General features: G+C 61.1%; 24 protein-coding genes and 1 pseudogene. 5 read left to right on the top strand and 20 right to left on the bottom strand.

Annotation, left to right across the window (positions count from 1 at the left end; all coding sequences use genetic code 11):
• Positions 1-13 precede the first annotated feature (13 nt).
• Complete coding sequence (locus tag K7H91_RS23520) at positions 14-2,197, bottom strand: heavy metal translocating P-type ATPase (protein WP_230722618.1); 2,184 nt, start codon at positions 2,195-2,197, stop codon at positions 14-16.
• An 80-nt stretch (positions 2,198-2,277) separates the two neighbouring features.
• Between K7H91_RS23520 and K7H91_RS23515 the strand changes: the two genes are divergently transcribed.
• Positions 2,278-2,691: a MerR family transcriptional regulator gene (locus K7H91_RS23515; RefSeq protein WP_230722617.1), complete on the top strand. Its 414-nt coding sequence runs from the start codon at positions 2,278-2,280 to the stop codon at positions 2,689-2,691.
• 29 nt (positions 2,692-2,720) lie between these two features.
• Here the strand turns inward: K7H91_RS23515 and K7H91_RS23510 are convergent, their stop codons facing one another.
• From K7H91_RS23510 to K7H91_RS23430, 18 genes and pseudogenes are all read right to left on the bottom strand, one after another.
• Positions 2,721-2,927, bottom strand: coding sequence for a hypothetical protein (locus K7H91_RS23510; protein ID WP_230722616.1), 207 nt, complete (start codon positions 2,925-2,927; stop codon positions 2,721-2,723).
• 92 nt (positions 2,928-3,019) lie between these two features.
• On the bottom strand, positions 3,020-3,760 hold the full coding sequence (locus K7H91_RS23505) for a cytochrome c biogenesis CcdA family protein (RefSeq protein WP_230722615.1): 741 nt from the start codon (positions 3,758-3,760) through the stop codon (positions 3,020-3,022).
• A 30-nt stretch (positions 3,761-3,790) separates the two neighbouring features.
• Positions 3,791-4,591: a DsbA family protein gene (locus K7H91_RS23500; RefSeq protein WP_230722614.1), complete on the bottom strand. Its 801-nt coding sequence runs from the start codon at positions 4,589-4,591 to the stop codon at positions 3,791-3,793.
• An 11-nt stretch (positions 4,592-4,602) separates the two neighbouring features.
• Positions 4,603-5,229: a redoxin domain-containing protein gene (locus K7H91_RS23495; protein ID WP_230722613.1), complete on the bottom strand. Its 627-nt coding sequence runs from the start codon at positions 5,227-5,229 to the stop codon at positions 4,603-4,605.
• Positions 5,226-5,687, bottom strand: a complete 462-nt coding sequence (locus K7H91_RS23490; protein ID WP_230722612.1) for a copper chaperone PCu(A)C — start codon at positions 5,685-5,687, stop codon at positions 5,226-5,228. Before K7H91_RS23490 ends, K7H91_RS23495 begins: the two co-directional genes overlap by 4 nt.
• A gap of 5 nt (positions 5,688-5,692) precedes the next feature.
• Positions 5,693-6,331, bottom strand: a complete 639-nt coding sequence (locus K7H91_RS23485) for an SCO family protein (RefSeq protein ID WP_230722611.1) — start codon at positions 6,329-6,331, stop codon at positions 5,693-5,695.
• A 61-nt stretch (positions 6,332-6,392) separates the two neighbouring features.
• Positions 6,393-6,656 (bottom strand): hypothetical protein, encoded by a 264-nt coding sequence (locus tag K7H91_RS23480; RefSeq protein WP_230722610.1) that lies wholly within the window; start codon positions 6,654-6,656, stop codon positions 6,393-6,395.
• Entirely contained in the window at positions 6,649-7,080 is a 432-nt protein-coding gene (locus K7H91_RS23475) for a hypothetical protein (protein ID WP_230722609.1), read from the bottom strand. Before K7H91_RS23475 ends, K7H91_RS23480 begins: the two co-directional genes overlap by 8 nt.
• A gap of 12 nt (positions 7,081-7,092) precedes the next feature.
• Positions 7,093-7,707: a TlpA family protein disulfide reductase gene (locus K7H91_RS23470; protein WP_230722608.1), complete on the bottom strand. Its 615-nt coding sequence runs from the start codon at positions 7,705-7,707 to the stop codon at positions 7,093-7,095.
• A complete protein-coding gene (locus K7H91_RS23465; RefSeq protein WP_230722607.1) occupies positions 7,704-8,309 on the bottom strand; it encodes a DsbE family thiol:disulfide interchange protein in 606 nt (201 codons plus the stop codon). The genes K7H91_RS23470 and K7H91_RS23465 overlap by 4 nt, the downstream gene beginning before the upstream one ends.
• Positions 8,306-8,791 carry a c-type cytochrome gene (locus tag K7H91_RS23460; protein ID WP_230722606.1) on the bottom strand — a complete coding sequence of 162 codons (486 nt, stop codon included), beginning with the start codon at positions 8,789-8,791 and terminating at the stop codon, positions 8,306-8,308. Before K7H91_RS23460 ends, K7H91_RS23465 begins: the two co-directional genes overlap by 4 nt.
• Positions 8,788-8,922 (bottom strand): hypothetical protein, encoded by a 135-nt coding sequence (locus tag K7H91_RS25640; RefSeq protein WP_269066496.1) that lies wholly within the window; start codon positions 8,920-8,922, stop codon positions 8,788-8,790. The genes K7H91_RS23460 and K7H91_RS25640 overlap by 4 nt, the downstream gene beginning before the upstream one ends.
• Positions 8,923-8,926: 4 nt before the next feature.
• Positions 8,927-9,415 (bottom strand): DUF411 domain-containing protein, encoded by a 489-nt coding sequence (locus tag K7H91_RS23455; protein WP_230722605.1) that lies wholly within the window; start codon positions 9,413-9,415, stop codon positions 8,927-8,929.
• 24 nt (positions 9,416-9,439) lie between these two features.
• On the bottom strand, positions 9,440-10,375 hold the full coding sequence (locus K7H91_RS23450; protein WP_230722604.1) for a WD40/YVTN/BNR-like repeat-containing protein: 936 nt from the start codon (positions 10,373-10,375) through the stop codon (positions 9,440-9,442).
• A gap of 17 nt (positions 10,376-10,392) precedes the next feature.
• Positions 10,393-11,103: a c-type cytochrome gene (locus tag K7H91_RS23445; protein ID WP_230722603.1), complete on the bottom strand. Its 711-nt coding sequence runs from the start codon at positions 11,101-11,103 to the stop codon at positions 10,393-10,395.
• Positions 11,100-11,237 (bottom strand): annotated as a pseudogene (locus tag K7H91_RS25925) (multicopper oxidase domain-containing protein); the annotation flags it as partial. The gene K7H91_RS23445 and the pseudogene K7H91_RS25925, both read right to left, overlap by 4 nt.
• Before the next feature lie 231 nt (positions 11,238-11,468).
• On the bottom strand, positions 11,469-11,861 hold the full coding sequence (locus K7H91_RS23435; RefSeq protein WP_230722601.1) for a hypothetical protein: 393 nt from the start codon (positions 11,859-11,861) through the stop codon (positions 11,469-11,471).
• Positions 11,862-12,019: 158 nt separating this feature from the next.
• Positions 12,020-12,691, bottom strand: a complete 672-nt coding sequence (locus K7H91_RS23430) for a hypothetical protein (RefSeq protein WP_230722600.1) — start codon at positions 12,689-12,691, stop codon at positions 12,020-12,022.
• Between the two features lie 250 nt (positions 12,692-12,941).
• Between K7H91_RS23430 and K7H91_RS25920 the strand changes: the two genes are divergently transcribed.
• The 4 genes from K7H91_RS25920 (at position 12,942) to K7H91_RS23410 (ending at position 14,081) form a co-directional block, all read left to right on the top strand.
• The gene (locus K7H91_RS25920) at positions 12,942-13,364 is read left to right on the top strand and encodes a heavy-metal-associated domain-containing protein (protein WP_419197519.1); all 423 of its coding nucleotides are present in this window, start codon (positions 12,942-12,944) and stop codon (positions 13,362-13,364) included.
• Positions 13,295-13,597 (top strand): heavy-metal-associated domain-containing protein, encoded by a 303-nt coding sequence (locus tag K7H91_RS25915; protein ID WP_419197518.1) that lies wholly within the window; start codon positions 13,295-13,297, stop codon positions 13,595-13,597. The genes K7H91_RS25920 and K7H91_RS25915 overlap by 70 nt, the downstream gene beginning before the upstream one ends.
• Positions 13,527-13,727 (top strand): hypothetical protein, encoded by a 201-nt coding sequence (locus tag K7H91_RS23415; RefSeq protein ID WP_230722644.1) that lies wholly within the window; start codon positions 13,527-13,529, stop codon positions 13,725-13,727. The genes K7H91_RS25915 and K7H91_RS23415 overlap by 71 nt, the downstream gene beginning before the upstream one ends.
• A gap of 63 nt (positions 13,728-13,790) precedes the next feature.
• Positions 13,791-14,081, top strand: a complete 291-nt coding sequence (locus tag K7H91_RS23410; protein ID WP_230722599.1) for a hypothetical protein — start codon at positions 13,791-13,793, stop codon at positions 14,079-14,081.
• Between the two features lie 39 nt (positions 14,082-14,120).
• Here K7H91_RS23410 and K7H91_RS23405 read toward each other — a convergent pair.
• A partial coding sequence (locus tag K7H91_RS23405) for an IS3 family transposase (protein ID WP_230722598.1) occupies positions 14,121-14,682 on the bottom strand: 562 nt, incomplete at its 5' end.

Below are 14,682 nucleotides of genomic sequence, written 5' to 3'. Positions count from 1 at the left end.
GCGACCGGCTGGCTCAGGAGCCAACCCCACCTTTCCATGTCAGCAGCCGCATCGCATTTGCGGTGACAAGCACCGTTGCGCCCGTATCGGCCAGGATTGCCGGCCAGAGACCCGTGACGCCCGCAACGGTCGTCACCAGGAACAAGGCTTTCAGGCCGAGAGCTGTCCCGATGTTCTGTTTGATGTTGCGCATCACCGCATGAGACAGGCTGATCATCTGGGCAACGTCCATCACCCGCCCATGCAATATGGCAGCGTCGGCAGTCTCAAGTGCCACATCCGTGCCGCCGCCCATAGCGATGCCGATATCCGCGGCGGCCAGCACCGGTGCGTCGTTGATGCCGTCTCCCACCTTGGCAACTTTCAGGCCTTCCGCCCGCAGTCCGTCGACGATCCGCTGCTTGTCCTGCGGCAGAAGGTCTGCTTGCGTCTCGATTCCTAGCGTATCCGCAATTGCGGCGGCAGTCCGGGCATTGTCACCTGTCAGCATCAGCGTGCGAATTCCTTGCTCCTTCAGGGCAGCAAGACCGGACATCGCATCCGTTCGCGGTTCGTCACGCATCGCAAACAGGGCGGCAACCTTTTTGTCCGCAACCAGCACCGATACGGTTTTTCCCTCGGCATTGAACGCATCGGCAGCCGCAATCTGGTCGTCGGTCATGCTGGCCCGATCGCGCGCGGCCGCCACGGATCCAAGGAAAACCGGCACACCGCCAACCCTACCTTCAACGCCCGTTCCGGACACCGCGCGTGCTTCGGATGCAGGTGGAATAGGCGCCTTTTCAGCATCTGCCTTTCGCAAAATTGCGAGAGCAAGCGGATGGTTCGATCCCTGCTCCAGTGCGGCTGCAAGGCTCAGTGACCGCTGATAGCTGCTCCCAAAGGATCTGATGTCGGTAACCACCGGCCGGCCCTCTGTGAGGGTTCCGGTCTTGTCGAAAGCCACGGCCGTAATCGCTGAAAAGCCCTCAAGCACCGCGCCGCCCTTCATCAGCAGGCCGCGCCGAGCTCCACTCGCCAACCCGGCGGCAACGGCCGCAGGGGTGGAAATGACAAGAGCGCACGGGCAACCAATAAGGAGAATGGCAAGCCCTTTGTAGATCCAATCGGCCCAATCGGCGCCGGCCACGAGTGGCGGCACGGTCGCAACCAGCGCTCCTAAGATAAGAACCCCTGGCGTATAATAGCGCGAAAACCGGTCAATGAACCGCTCGGTCGGAGCCTTGCTTTCCTGCGCCTCCTCGACCAGCCGGACCACCCGGGCGATCGTATTGTCCTCGGCGGCGGCGGTCACCGTAACGCGCAACACCCCGTCGATGCTGATCGTTCCTGCAAAGACCGTCTCACCCTCCGTCTTGCGCCGGGGCACACTTTCGCCGGTAACCGGCGCCTCGTTTATTTCGGACGAACCTTCTACGATTTCCCCGTCTGCTGGAATCCGATCACCTGGCCTCACAACGATGACGTCACCAACCGAAAGGCTATCCGCAGGTACTTCCGAGATGGCGTTTCCCCGTTGGAGCTGGGCAGTCTTCGGCACCAGATCGGCCAGGCCCGCAATACTTGCGCGCGCGCCCCCGGCAGCAACGCCCTCTAGCATCTCACCGACCAGAAACAGCAAAACGACAACTGCAGCTTCCTCCGTGGCTCCAATCAACACCGCTCCAATCGCTGCGATAGTCATCAGCATTTCGATTGAAAACGGACTGCCCAAGGTCGCAGCCACATAGGCGCGTTGCGACACCGGGACGAGGCCGATCAGCGTAGCAAGCAGGAACGCCCAATTTCCCGCCTCCGGTATCAGTCGGCCGATTGAAAAGGCAGCGACAATGGCAATGCCGCACGACATCATCAGCAGGGCCTTGCGTGTCCGCCACCATTGCCGCTCCGCATCATGGCTCGCTTGGTTGCGCGAAACGGGCGCGACCGCTGGCACCTCGGCATCTAAGTCCCTTGAAGAGGAGGGGTCATTGAACGGCGTGATGCCGTAGCCGAGGCGCCTCACCTGCTGCATGACCTGATTATCGGAAACCGTGCCGTCATGGCCGACGGACAGGCTTGCTCCAGGGATCGAGACGATCACCTCCCCAATGCCGGGCAAGCGGCGCAAGGCGGTGTCGATCTTCGACGCGCAGGAGGCACAATCCATGCCTTCGATTCGGAAGCGGGTTTTCAGATCAGATGTGTCCGGGGGCATCGTCGTCGGCAGCCTCTTGCTTTCTCGTCCCCACAACATAATCTCTCTAGTAACTAGAGGTTCAAGGGGTGTCAGAGGAAATGTTATCGATCGGCGAACTGTCCCGGCGCACCGGCGTCAAGGTGCCCACTATCCGCTACTACGAACAGGTGGGTCTTCTAAAGAAACCTGAAAGGACGGAGGGAAAGCAGCGGCGCTACGGATCCGAAGCGCTTGAACGGCTGACCTTCGTGCGCCATGCGCGCGACCTCGGCTTCAGCCTCGAAGCCATTCGTGATCTGTTGCTACTCAGCGGGCATCCTGAACGCCCGTGCGCGGATGTGGATCGGATGGCGGCGATTCAACTGGCGGCAGTGCAGGACAAGATCGACCGCCTAAAAAGGCTGGAAACCGAGCTTGCGCGGATAGCAACCTGCTGCAAAGGCGAAACCGTCGGCGAATGCTACGTTCTCAGGTCACTCGCCGATCACGCGTTTTGTAGCGGGGCGCATTGATGCTGCCGCAACCAGTTGGATTTCCGGTCTCATCGCGCTTGGTGGACAGCAGCATCAAAAATCTCTTGGTAGGCCTCGATCAGGGCGCGGCAACGCACAGGTCGCCTTTCTTCCTGGCCGTCGAGCTTCTCCAGTGCGGCTAGCATGAATTCTGCGATGTCTTGCCGGCCTTGCCGGCAGGCACATCTAAACACGCGCAGAATATCACGCTCCAATTGATCTGCATTTGTAGTCATCGCCGTCGCCTCCTTGCTTGAGGTCGAGGCTGCGCTATCCAGCGACGGGAAGGTCAAATCACGATTTCTTCAACTTTCCCCCGGAGCCGAACTCATCCGATTGAAGACAGCACGGGAAACGTCTCCAGGAGCCAGAAGGCGAAGGTCGAGAGATAGCCGGTCATCATGGCGACACCCATCGTGATCATGACCACTCCGGCCAGCACTCGCAGACTGCGTCCGACGCGCCCGAATGCTTTCAGCCTGGCGGACAGCGTGTCGGTGAACAGCGCGGCAAGCAGGAACGGCACGCCAAGACCCAGCGAATAGATCGTGAGCAGCGCAATACCGTCGGCGAGCGTCGCGGACGCGGCGCCGACCGTCAGGATAGCGCCGAGGATCGGGCCGATGCACGGTGTCCAGCCAAAGGCGAAGGCCAGGCCGAGGACATAGGCCGAGACGGCTCGTCCGCCGGGCAGGTCGAGGTGGAAGCGCGCCTCGCGCATCATCCAGGCCGGGCGGATCGTTCCGAGCATGAACAGCCCGAACAGCGTGACGATCCCGCCCCCGACGATGTTCAACTCGAACCGGTAGCTGAGCAGCAACTGGCCAAGCGCCGAAGCGCTGGCTCCGAGGATCACGAAAACCGTGGTGAAACCGAGCACGAAGCAGAGGCTCAAGCCCAGCGTCGCGCTTCGGGCGGCAGCGATCTCACCGGACGGCGAGGCAAAGGTCGACCGGCCGGCGACATAGGAAACGTATCCCGGCACCAACGGCAGCACGCAAGGCGACAGGAACGAAATAATCCCGGCCACGAAGGCACTGAGGATACCGATATTGGAGAGTTCAGGCATGGGGACAAACTTTCAGAGGCGACTCTGGCTTCATCGATTTTGATCCTTTCGGGCTTGGTCGATCAGCCGCTGCATGGTTTGCAAGTCGGTGGCGCCGCGCAGGATCTCGTCTCCGATCACGAAGCCCGGCGTGCCGTTGATCCGCAGTGCCCGGGCGAGAGCTAGATTGCGCTCGATCTCGGCGTCGATCGCGTGATCTTGCATGTCGGCCCGGAGTTGTTCGACATCGAGGCCGATCTCTTCAGCGACAGCGACGACCTGCGCTTCGTCGGCAGCACCTGACGCCTGCATCATGGCTTTGTGGAACTGCGGGTAGAGGTTCTGCCGGTGGGATGCGAGCGCCGCCTTGGCAGCGAACATGGAGTTCGGCCCCAGAATGGGGAATTCCTTGTAGACGATCCGCAATTGGGGATCGCCGTCTTCGGCCGCCACCATCGCCGGTGCGACCTGACGGCAATAGGGGCAATTGTAGTCGAAGAATTCGACCAGGGTCACGTCGCCTTGCGGATTGCCTCCGACCGGGCTTTCAGGGCTGTTGAGCAGTTCGTCGCGATGGGTAGAGAGGGCAGACTGTGCTCCCGTCTGTTCCGCCACCCGTTGTTTCCGCTCGAGGTTCTGCATGGCCTCGACGATGACTTCCGGGTTGGCAACAAGGTAGTCACGCACGCGCCGCTCGAACGCGTCCTGCGGCAGGGTCTCCGACGAGGCCATGGTCTGCTGGTGTCCCTTGAACCCGGGATCGAGAAGATACCAGGTGCCTGCCGCAACGATCAGCAGCACGGGAAGGAGGAGAAATCCGAAACGGCGACGTGATGGAAATCGTGAATTCAAGGTTTCCTCCCTCATAACCAGCCCGTCAGCCGGTCCCACCAGGTCTTTTCGACCGGTGGCTTCGGCGCATGGGCGTTGTTGATAAGCCCGTTGATGTAGAGGGTGAGATTTGTTTTCTGGAATTCGGCGCCATGGAATATCCCGGCATGTCGCCCATTGCGGTCGATGACATGCGCCATTGGCAACGATCCGTCGCGGTTGCTCAGCGCGGCGAAACTGCGAACAGCGGCGATCACCGTTGCACCATCGGTCAGGGTCACCCCTTTCCAGTTTACGCCGTCCCACGGCGCTTCGATTGATACATCGGCGTCCCGAACAGTGACGAAGGTCACCATCTCCTTCATCGGCGAAACATTTACCTGTGCCTGAACGGCAGCCAGGACGGCTTGCTGTTCCGCGCATGGCTCACCACACTCCTGGGGAACGAAGCTCAGGACCACAATTCGGTCCTGGAGATCTTCAAGCCGAAGCTGTTTGCCGCTGTGGTCCGCGACGTTGAGATCCGGCACAGATGGGTGCTCCGCGGCCTCGAAGGCCGGCTCCTGCTCGGTCATCACCTCATCAAGACGCTCTCCGGGATGATGCGCGAACGCTGGTTGCGCGGTGAGCAGCAGAGACAGAAACAGAAGCCGGATCATTGGCCCGCCTCCTTCCCCGTATTCTGCGGCCCGTCGGCAGCTATGCCGAGTACGGAAACCTCAACCGTGACCTCCCCGGCTTTCTCGAAGCTGAGCGTCATCGGAAACATCGCGCCCTCTTCGAGCTTGCCATGCAGTCCCATCAGCATCAGGTGCATGCCGCCGGGCGCGAGCGCGATCCGCTGGCCAGCCGGTATTTCAAGCACCTCGACATGTTTCATTCGGCTGACGTCGCCATCGCTCTCAATCGCGTGAATCATGACGTGATCGGCGACCGGCGTCGTTACACCCAGGAGCCGATCACCCGAGTCACTTTCGATTGTTGCGTAGGCGGCACCCGGCCGTGACGTGAGGATTGTTGCCCGCGCCCAGGCATCGAGGACGCGCACGGTTTCATTGGCGGCTGCGGGCAGCGAGATCGAGCAGATCGCCACCAGGAGGATTATTGCTTTCTTCATTCTTCTCACCTGTTCATTGTTGTGACGATCTTCGACGCCATTTCCTGTGCCGACTGCTCGCCCTCGCGGAAAACGGCCTCGTAGCGGCCCTCGGGCGTCATCAGATAGATGTGCCCCGCATGGGCCATCAGATAGCCGTCCGGAGCGGAGGCCTCTTCCATCTTTTCGTAGTAGACGCGGAACGCGTGAGCAGCCGCGCCGATCTCCGCTTCCGTACCCGTCAGGCCGATCAGATCGGGATGAAATGCCCGGACATATTCCGCCATGACCTCGGGCGTATCGCGCGTCGGATCGACGGTGATGAAGAGCGGCGCGATATGCTGGGATTGGTTTCCGATCCGATCCAGCACCTCGGCCATGTAGGCAAGCGTCGTCGGGCAGACATCGGGGCAATGGGTGAAGCCGAAGAAGACGAGTTGCCAGCGCCCCCGGAAATTCGCTTCCGTCACCCGGTTGCCGTTGTGGTCGGTCAATGAAAACTCGGAATGTACAGCAGCTTCGCCCACGATAATCGGTCTCGGCGGTTCGCGAAAGCCAATCGTCCGGACGAGATAGGTGCCGCCGAGCGTCAGCGTGGCAGCAGCGACCACGATCCATAGGCCGTAGCGAATTCGTCTGAGTTGCGTTGTTCTGGTTGATGTCATGTCGGTTTCCTGGGACCAGCCCCACCCGGTCACGGCGCCGGGTGGGGCTGGTCTCCGCGTCCTATCGGTCTGGCGACGCCTTCATGTGTTCCGTCATGTCGGCCATCATCCTGGTGCACTGCTCCATCATCGGACCCATCTGGGCCATCATCTTCATCATGCCCATCATGGCGTTCATGTCGCCCATGCCGGACATACCGTCCTGGCCCATCATGGAACCGTCCTCCATCGAAGTTTTCGGTTCCTGGGCATGGAGGGTCGTGGCAGCAGCGAAGCCGGCTATCAGTATCGTGGCCATTGCCAGTGCCTTGATCGGATTACGCATCGGTTGTTCTCCTCTTGGGGTTGCTTTGGGGCTGGGAATGCTGAAACGAAGGCACCACGCGCGCAGTCTGCGCGTCTCCTGCAACATCGTCTGGCAGGAGATTTTGTGAGGATCCGCCGGACAAGGCCGTTTCGTCACCAGCGTCAGTGGTGCTTGCGGCCTGGTCCGACTGGCAGGCGCGGCCGGTCATCCGGTTCATGCAGAGGCCGAGCGCGCACATGGCGACACACGGCAGCACCGAAAGGATAAGCGGCGCTATGCCGGCGGCGGCCAGCCAGCTCCAGTTGAAGGCTAGGCCGCCAATGAGCGCAACCGTCGCCAGCAGGAGGAGTGAGCGGCGGCCGCCGAGATAGTATCGAAGTGCATACAGCAGGTCGCGGCCAAGCGAGCCGTCTTCTGCATTGGGTTGTTGTGTCGCGGCCATGAAGGTTCCTTTTCAGTTCGAGGTCAGATGGGTTTTGAGGAACGCAACCATCTCGGGCGTATTCCATTCCGCCGGGCCGACGAGCCGCCCAAGTTCCCGGCCCTCAGCGTCGAGGAGGAGCGTCGTCGGCAGTCCCGGCGCCTGGAGGTCGAACGAGGCCCGCATTGAGGCGTCGATGTAGAGGCCAAGATGTTCGATGCCGATCTCGGCGTAGAACTTGCGAACCACTTCCGGCCCGGCCCGGTCGACGGAAAGCGGCACGACCTCGAAACCGGAGCCGCCCAACTCCGCCTGAAGCGCGTCGAGCGTCGGCATTTCCTCACGGCAGGGCACGCACCAGGTCGCCCAGATGTTGAGCAGGACCGTCTTGCCTTCGAAGTCGGCCAGCGTGAGGCCTTGACCGTTCCCGTTATCGAATGTGATTTCGGGGAGCGGTCGCGGCATTTCGTGCATGACGAAGGACCGCGATGAGACGGTGGCAGCCTGCTTCACGCTCCTGGCGGGTTCACCCGAAGGATTGTCGCTACCGACGTAAGTCACGCTTGCGACCGCGAGCGTAATCAATACGAATACGCCTCCCGCCAAAGAGACGAATTTCGCGCGCCGTCCGTGCATGAGCCCCGTCATCGGCCGGCCTCCCGAACATCCTGGCCCGACGCCTGCTGGCGCAGCGAGACCACCAGCGGCAGGATGGTTTCGGTGAGCGCCTCTTCGCTCACCGGGCCGATATGCTTGTAGGCAACACGTCCGTCGGCGCCGATGACGAATGTCTCAGGCACGCCGTAGACGCCCCAATCGATGGCCACGCGTCCGCTGATGTCGGCCCCGGTGCGTGTGTAGGGATCGCCAAGTGTGTCCAGCCATTTCGCCGCATCGTCCGGCTGATCCTTGTAGTTGAGGCCGTGCAGCGGCACGGTGCCTTGCGCCGCAAGCTTCATGAACAGGGGATGCTCCTCCCGGCAGGCAACGCACCAGGAGGCGAAGACATTGACCAGCGAGACTTCGCCCTTGAGGTCGGTGCTCGACAGGCCAAGCGCCCGGCCCTTGACCGGCGGCAGCACGAAGTCTGGCACCGGCTTGCCGATCAATGGCGACGGTAGAGTGCTGGGATCGCGCGTCAGACCCCAGGCCAGCACCACGCCGAGCACGGCTGCGATAGCAAGAGGCAGGAAGGCCAGGACATTGCGGCGGCGCATTGGAACCGTGGGATATTCATCAGCCCTGCTCATGAGCCACCGCCGTCCTTGGCCGTTATGCGAGCCTGGACGTCCCGCTGACGCTCGGGCCAGGTGTTCTTGATGAACGCGAGGACCGCGGCGATCTCCTCATCGCTCAGGGTGTCCCCGAAGGCGGGCATGTCGCTTTTGTAGCCCGCAACGACGCCGCCGACGCCGAGCTTGGTGATGTCGAACAGGTTCTGGTCCGAATGGTGCCATGTGTGGCCGCTTTCGTCGTGCGGCGGCGCCGGCATGCGGCCGCTCTCAAGCCTGCGCTTCCAATTCGGTTGACCTTCGAGGTTGGCCCCGTGGCAGGAAGCACAATATTGCCCATAGACTTTCTGACCGAGAGCGATCTGCTCGCTCGTCACCGGCTGGCCACGGAAGGTCACGTCCTGCGCGCGTCCATCGCCACCCTGCGATTGCGCAAACGCGGCAATGACTGCCAAGGCCGAAACAGCGATGGTGGAAAAGATGATCGCTTTGCGCCTCATTTCGGCCCCCGCAGATATTTCGCCAGCGCAAAGAGGCCAAAGATCAATACAGCTAGGACCAGAAGCGCACCGAGAACAACTCCGGCCATCATGAACACCATCATGGACCCGTCCATCATTGTTCCATCCATGGGCTCATTCCTCGCTGTAGACGGTGACGCCGTTCTTGCCGAACGCGTAGGTCTTCAGCGTGCCGGTCTTTGTTTGCGCCATGCCGGGAGCGTTGGCCGGCATTCCAGGCAGAGTTATCCCGGTGATATCCGGCCGCTCGCTGACAAGCCGCTCGATGATCTCGACCGGCACGAGGCCGCTCACGACATAGCCGTCGATCTCGGCCAGATGGCAGCCAATGCCTTGCTGGGGAACCCCGGCCTCGATCGAACGCTTGTCGAAGTTGGGGTCATCGACGCGTGTCACCGTGTAGCCGTTGCCCTCCAGATAGTCGGCATAGGCATCGCAACACCCGCAGCCCGGATCGCGCCAGATGGTGATCGCCTTGCGGCCCGAGGCCATCGCGACGGAAGCTCCTTGCAGGGGAGTGTCCGCTGTACCGAGTGACCAGTAGGCGATGCCGGTAATGGCGACCACGGCGGCTACGGCTGCGGCAATTGTTTTCCTGTTCATGATATTCTCCGTTATGCGCGCCATCTATGCGGGGATGGGCGCGGTCCAGTTCGCGCCGCCATCGCGGCTTTGAACGAGGCCGTCGCCGGTGACGGCGACGACATGATCGGCATTGGTGGGGTGGACGGCGACGGCCAGCGCGCCTGTGCCCGATATTTGCGACCACACGACTCCGGCGTCCTGCGATTCCCAGATGCCCGAGGGCAGCGCGGCGTAGAGCCGGGTGGGCAGCGAAGCGGCGCTGGCCAGTCCGTTGATCGTCTCGCCTTCGGGAAGAGGCGCCTCGGACGGAGCCGGTTTCCCCGAGGCAAGCGCGTCCATCGCATCGCCCGGTTGCACGTCCTGCCAGCGGCAGAAACAATCTGGCACGCGGGTGATACCCAATTCGGTTCCGGCGTAGATCCAGATGCCGCCCATGCCGGTGGCGAGATCGACCGAGGCCAAGGCTGTCAGGTCGCGCTCGGCGTCAGCGAGCCACGGCCGGTCCATTGCGAGAGCCCATGATCGACCGGCATCCTCGCTCTTCCACAGACCATCGCCGCGAATGGCGGCATAGATGGTATCCGGCTCGGCCGCTGCTACGGTGACCGCAGTTACGGGGGCATCCGGCAAACCCTGGCTTCTCGCCTCCCACCGGCGCCCGCCATCTTCGGACAGGGCCATGCCGCCGCTTGTGAGCCCCGCCGCTATCCGGCCGGCCCGGCCCGGATGCGTCGCGAGTGAGAGGATGCCGCCTGCCGCCGGAGCGGGCAGCTCTATCCAGCCGCCGTCGCCGTCTCTGCGCGACAGAGTGTCTTTTGCGAGGATCAACGAATCGCCGTCGAAGGCGATTGCGGAGCCGGTTGCTGCGGGCGCGGCGCGAGCGCCTAAAGGCTGGCTTATCAGCCCGGCGCCCGCCGCCGTCGCACCAAGGAAAGCACGTCTGGAAAGGCGGATGGAATATCTGGGTGTGGTTGTCATGTTGGTGTCTTTCATATTCAGCGCGCCTCGCAGCGTTCCGTAACGAGATGATCGAGGTCGGCGAGGCTGGAGAAGATCACCGAGAAGCGGTCGCCGCCCATGCCGGCGCCAAGGATCACGGCGACGCCAGCCGGTGGACCGGTATCGACGCTGTCGATCTTGAGCCGGATGTTCTTCTCCCAATAAGGCGTCTCCCGGCCGTCCCCGGTGGTGATGAAATAGCTGTCGCCGCAATGGCGGATTGCCGTGACACGCATTTCAGGCGGTGGATCGCCGATCGGCTCCGGTGCCCCGGCGCGAAGCCAGCCGGCCGGGATGAGACCTTCGTCGACGACCCTCTTGCCGCCGCCGGGCTGGCCGGCGATTTCGAGGAAGGCGACGAGGTCTGCGCGCGCCTGGGGATCGTCGATCCCACGGAACGTCATGTAGGTGCCGGGGATCATGCCCGCCGGGTCTTTCAGCCAACCGTCGAGCGCGGCCGCGTTCCAGAAGAAGCCCGCGTCCCGCAGTCCACTCGAATAGCGTACGAACCCCTGCGCCGTGCCCGCCATGCGCCCCATGAAGCCGTCGAGGCTCGGGCCGCTGAGATGGAGGCCGGGTTCGAGGGCATGGCAGGCGACGCAGGCGCGATAGACCTGTGCCCCACGTCGTGCGTCCCCGTCGGCGAGAGCGGTCGAGCTGACCGAAAGGCCGGCCAATATGGCGAGGCAGAGGACTATCCGGCTCATATCCGCTCCTCCTTCCCGGAACCGCGGATCACCCCCATCATCCCGGCGGCCTGGTGCTCAAGGATGTGACAGTGGAACATCCCGTCGCCCGGATTGTCGGCGACGAAGGCAATTTCGACCCTCTCGCGCAGGGCGTTCCGAAGTCCCGAAACCGGCAACACCACACCGGCCGCAAGAGCTGCGGCGGATGTGAGAAAGGTCCGGCGCGTTGGTACCGGAAGATGCAATATCATGATAGTCCAACCATCCTGAGAGGGCGCGGAGCTTGCGCCGCGCTACCCGCGCGACGCGAAGCAGAACCACGGGCGGCCAGATGGACCGCGCATGATTTTAAACGCCACGCGCCGGACGGAGTCCGGGCGGCGTCAGCTCAGATTGGTGGTTCGGGGAGGATAGGGATCCGGCAGTCCGGAGTGCCCACTCACGCTATGAGGCGCCAGGTTCTCCGTGATGGTTCCGGCTTCCGGCAGTCCGGGCTCGCCGGACGGCACAACCGCCAGGAGCGGGGATAGGCAAGCATTGTCGCACGGCTGCATATCGCCCTTGTTGTCCGGGCAATCCTTACAGTCACCCATGGCCGCACCATCGATTGCGGCGAGCGTCATCTTCGTGCTCATGGCGGCGGCATTCGCGGCATGCACGACCGTTCCCGCCACGAAAACAGCGAGTATCAGGATCGTTAGAATGCGGACATACCTTGCCATAAGATATTGAATACCCCAAAATCCCAGGATCTGTCGATATGCGTTCTGTCGCATCTCCCGCACGAGTCCAGATCTCGGTCGGCTGATCGGCAGAATGTTGGCGTAGCTTCATTGCGACATCGGAAGCGATCTTCCGCATCAAATCCGAGTTTATTGGAACGCCAAACCCGGTACGAACTATCTCTTATGTAGGTTTTCTGTTCCGTTGCTACTCAGACCCCTAGATCTTCATTACTTTGTAGGAGGCTGTCGAACGGCGATGCCGGTGGATGATAGGGATCCGTCGACGCGTAAGCAGTTGCGAGGATGTCCGCGCCGTCATTGGTCACAAGGTCGGCAAGAGTCGAAGGCACACCCGCCAGCCGATCATCTTCCTTGCTATGAAATGATGCCGCAACCTGAGGTTCGTCCCATAGTTCGGTGGAAGTGAACGAACCTCCGTGGTCAAACGATGGGCGCAGCGAAGGCATTTGCAGGTCCGGAATAGCGCCCGTCTGCAACGTCTCGTTCGACTCCTGGTTTCTTATGCTGAGAATTCGAGCTCCTTTGTACTTGCGAACAACTCGTTCCTGGTCACTGCCGCGCGTCGTTTCCGTAGAGCTCTCGCGAAGCCCACCATCACCAAGGAACGGCATATACAAATTCAAATCGGCGAGTGCACCGGCGGATTTGGGTAAGGTGGTACGCGAGTAAATTGGAGGCTTAGCCAGGACAGTGGCCCACCGCGCGCTAGCCACGTTATCCGCCACTGCGTTGGCTATACCCTGCAAAGCGGTAGGCGATGCTGCCCCAATGACGACCCATAACATGAGGAATAGCGAAGTGATTGAAAACCATCGCGTGCGAAACGAGGTTGCTGGCAGACGCCCGCTTTTTCTACCCAATTTCTCCCTCCAACCAAGTTCTTTACGAGTGGAAATATAGCATTAACCTTGATGAAGGGTTAACCCAAACGACCATCTCGTCGCTCGTCGCTCGTCGCTCGTCGCTCGTCGCTCGTCGCTCGTCGCTCGTCGCTCGTCGCTCGTCGCTCGTCGCTCGTCGGAAAGCCATGGAAATTCATAGAAACGGCTTGCCTCTCTAGCCGCTAAAGGAATTAACATGGTGCCTTGATTTGGGCGAGAGGCACCATTTATGAGCACGTCTACTTCGCAAAGCTGTTTCCGGGTCGACGGGATGGACAGCGCCAGTTGTGCCAAAAAGATTGATTCGGCTGCCAGGCGCGTCGAAGGCGTCAAGGACGTTTCCGTTTCCGTGACCGCCGGAACAATGACGGTTACACACCGGCTTTGTTGCCGATTTGGCAAGCTTGTCGGAACGCATCGAAAGCATAGGCTACAAGGTAGCTCCTGCCATCGTAAAGTCCTCGACGGCAGGGTCGACCGGACAGAGGTCATGGCTGTGCTCAGGACCATACCGCTCACAATCATTCCGAACAGGATCACACGGGACACGACCACTCCGATCATGGCCCCGCCCCACAGCTTTTGCAAAGCCGATATCGCGTCGAAGGCATGGATTGCGCGAGTTGCGCGCAGAAGATTGACACAGCGGTAAGGCGGATTGAGGGGATAGAAGAAATCGCTGGATCCGCAACTGCGGGAACTGCGACTGTCAGCCAAGGAGCGGAGGTCGACCTGTCCCTGATCAAGACGCGTATCGAAAGCCTCGGCTACAAGGTGTCATGGAAAGCGAATAGCAATCAGACGGGAAAATCATATGGAAACACTCAACAAAGTGTCTTTGGGCGCGATCCGCCGATACGGCCCCGACCTGCAAAATTGCCATGACGGCCCGTGGTCTGAACGCCTGCAACATGAGGCCAGATATACGCTGGAGCGCGACTGCTCCGCCCGAAACCACATTGGGAAAGTCCTGGCTTTGCCGTGGCAATCATACACTTTAACAGCAATGATGTAGCCACATTCTCGAATTACCAGCAACAAGGGCCAAGTTCGTCGTCTGTGGTAATTTTGGATACGAATGGTAACGCCGGAAGGGTTTCGAACACCAATGAAGCCAATTGTCTTTAACGCTGCGGTTTGCCTACTGGCTTCCGCGTTCACGTCGAACGAGAGTATGGGCCAACCCATACATCAGGACACCCCTGCAGACCTGGTTGTCGAGCATGCAGAGATGCTGCCACCAACGCCCGGCGGCCGGTCAATTAGCGCATATCTCACGATCTGGAACGGAACCCGGCAACAAGCGGACCTCAAGGTCATCGAAAGCGAGATTTTCGGCAAGATATCAGAGCTGGCTCGGTTTGTTTGAACAGTTTCGGGCGTTTTGCTAAGTGGATTTCCGCCTCGATTATGCTGCCACCGTCATCGGTGCCAGCGCGTTGAAGTAAGCCTGATCCGGCGTCTGCCGGTCAAGGGATGAATGTGGGCGTCGGGTGTTGTAGAAGGTCAGATAGCGACCGATGCCAGCGCGGGCCTCGGACACGGTTTTGTAGGCGTGGAGATAGACCTCCTCGTATTTGCTCGACCGCCAGAGCCGCTCGACAAAGACGTTATCCCGCCACGCACCCTTGCCGTCCATCGAGATGGCGATTTCGGCGTTCTTCAGCACCGCAGTGAAGTCGATGGATGTGAACTGCGATCCCTGGTCGGTGTTGAATATGTCGGGTTTGCCATAACGGGCAAGCGCTTCCTCGACTGCTTCGATGCAGAAGGCTGCTTCCATCGTGATCGACAGCCGCCACGACAGCACCCTCCGACTGAACCAGTCGACGACGGCGCAGAGATAGACGAAGCCGCGCGCCATGGGGATATATGTCAGGTCCATAGCCCAGACCTGGTTGGGCTTGGTAACCGCCAGCTTGCGCAGGAGGTAGGGATAGATTTTGTGCCCAGGTGCCGGTTTCGACGTG

This window comes from Martelella mediterranea, from assembly GCF_021021415.1.
GTDB classification, from domain to species: domain Bacteria; phylum Pseudomonadota; class Alphaproteobacteria; order Rhizobiales; family Rhizobiaceae; genus Martelella; species Martelella mediterranea_C.
The sequence above is the reverse complement of the archived record's forward strand: the minus strand, read 5'-3'. Positions and strand labels throughout refer to the sequence as shown.

Coding starts and splice junctions, on each gene's coding strand:
- K7H91_RS23520 (WP_230722618.1), bottom strand. CDS start 2,197: ATGCCCCCGGACACATCTGATCTGAAAACCCGCTTCCGAATCGAAGGC.
- K7H91_RS23515 (WP_230722617.1), top strand. CDS start 2,278: ATGTTATCGATCGGCGAACTGTCCCGGCGCACCGGCGTCAAGGTGCCC.
- K7H91_RS23510 (WP_230722616.1), bottom strand. CDS start 2,927: ATGACTACAAATGCAGATCAATTGGAGCGTGATATTCTGCGCGTGTTT.
- K7H91_RS23505 (WP_230722615.1), bottom strand. CDS start 3,760: ATGCCTGAACTCTCCAATATCGGTATCCTCAGTGCCTTCGTGGCCGGG.
- K7H91_RS23495 (WP_230722613.1), bottom strand. CDS start 5,229: ATGATCCGGCTTCTGTTTCTGTCTCTGCTGCTCACCGCGCAACCAGCG.
- K7H91_RS23490 (WP_230722612.1), bottom strand. CDS start 5,687: ATGAAGAAAGCAATAATCCTCCTGGTGGCGATCTGCTCGATCTCGCTG.
- K7H91_RS23485 (WP_230722611.1), bottom strand. CDS start 6,331: ATGACATCAACCAGAACAACGCAACTCAGACGAATTCGCTACGGCCTA.
- K7H91_RS23480 (WP_230722610.1), bottom strand. CDS start 6,656: ATGCGTAATCCGATCAAGGCACTGGCAATGGCCACGATACTGATAGCC.
- K7H91_RS23475 (WP_230722609.1), bottom strand. CDS start 7,080: ATGGCCGCGACACAACAACCCAATGCAGAAGACGGCTCGCTTGGCCGC.
- K7H91_RS23470 (WP_230722608.1), bottom strand. CDS start 7,707: ATGACGGGGCTCATGCACGGACGGCGCGCGAAATTCGTCTCTTTGGCG.
- K7H91_RS23465 (WP_230722607.1), bottom strand. CDS start 8,309: ATGAGCAGGGCTGATGAATATCCCACGGTTCCAATGCGCCGCCGCAAT.
- K7H91_RS23460 (WP_230722606.1), bottom strand. CDS start 8,791: ATGAGGCGCAAAGCGATCATCTTTTCCACCATCGCTGTTTCGGCCTTG.
- K7H91_RS25640 (WP_269066496.1), bottom strand. CDS start 8,922: ATGGATGGAACAATGATGGACGGGTCCATGATGGTGTTCATGATGGCC.
- K7H91_RS23455 (WP_230722605.1), bottom strand. CDS start 9,415: ATGAACAGGAAAACAATTGCCGCAGCCGTAGCCGCCGTGGTCGCCATT.
- K7H91_RS23450 (WP_230722604.1), bottom strand. CDS start 10,375: ATGACAACCACACCCAGATATTCCATCCGCCTTTCCAGACGTGCTTTC.
- K7H91_RS23445 (WP_230722603.1), bottom strand. CDS start 11,103: ATGAGCCGGATAGTCCTCTGCCTCGCCATATTGGCCGGCCTTTCGGTC.
- K7H91_RS23435 (WP_230722601.1), bottom strand. CDS start 11,861: ATGCGACAGAACGCATATCGACAGATCCTGGGATTTTGGGGTATTCAA.
- K7H91_RS25920 (WP_419197519.1), top strand. CDS start 12,942: ATGAGCACGTCTACTTCGCAAAGCTGTTTCCGGGTCGACGGGATGGAC.
- K7H91_RS23415 (WP_230722644.1), top strand. CDS start 13,527: ATGGAAACACTCAACAAAGTGTCTTTGGGCGCGATCCGCCGATACGGC.
- K7H91_RS23410 (WP_230722599.1), top strand. CDS start 13,791: ATGGTAACGCCGGAAGGGTTTCGAACACCAATGAAGCCAATTGTCTTT.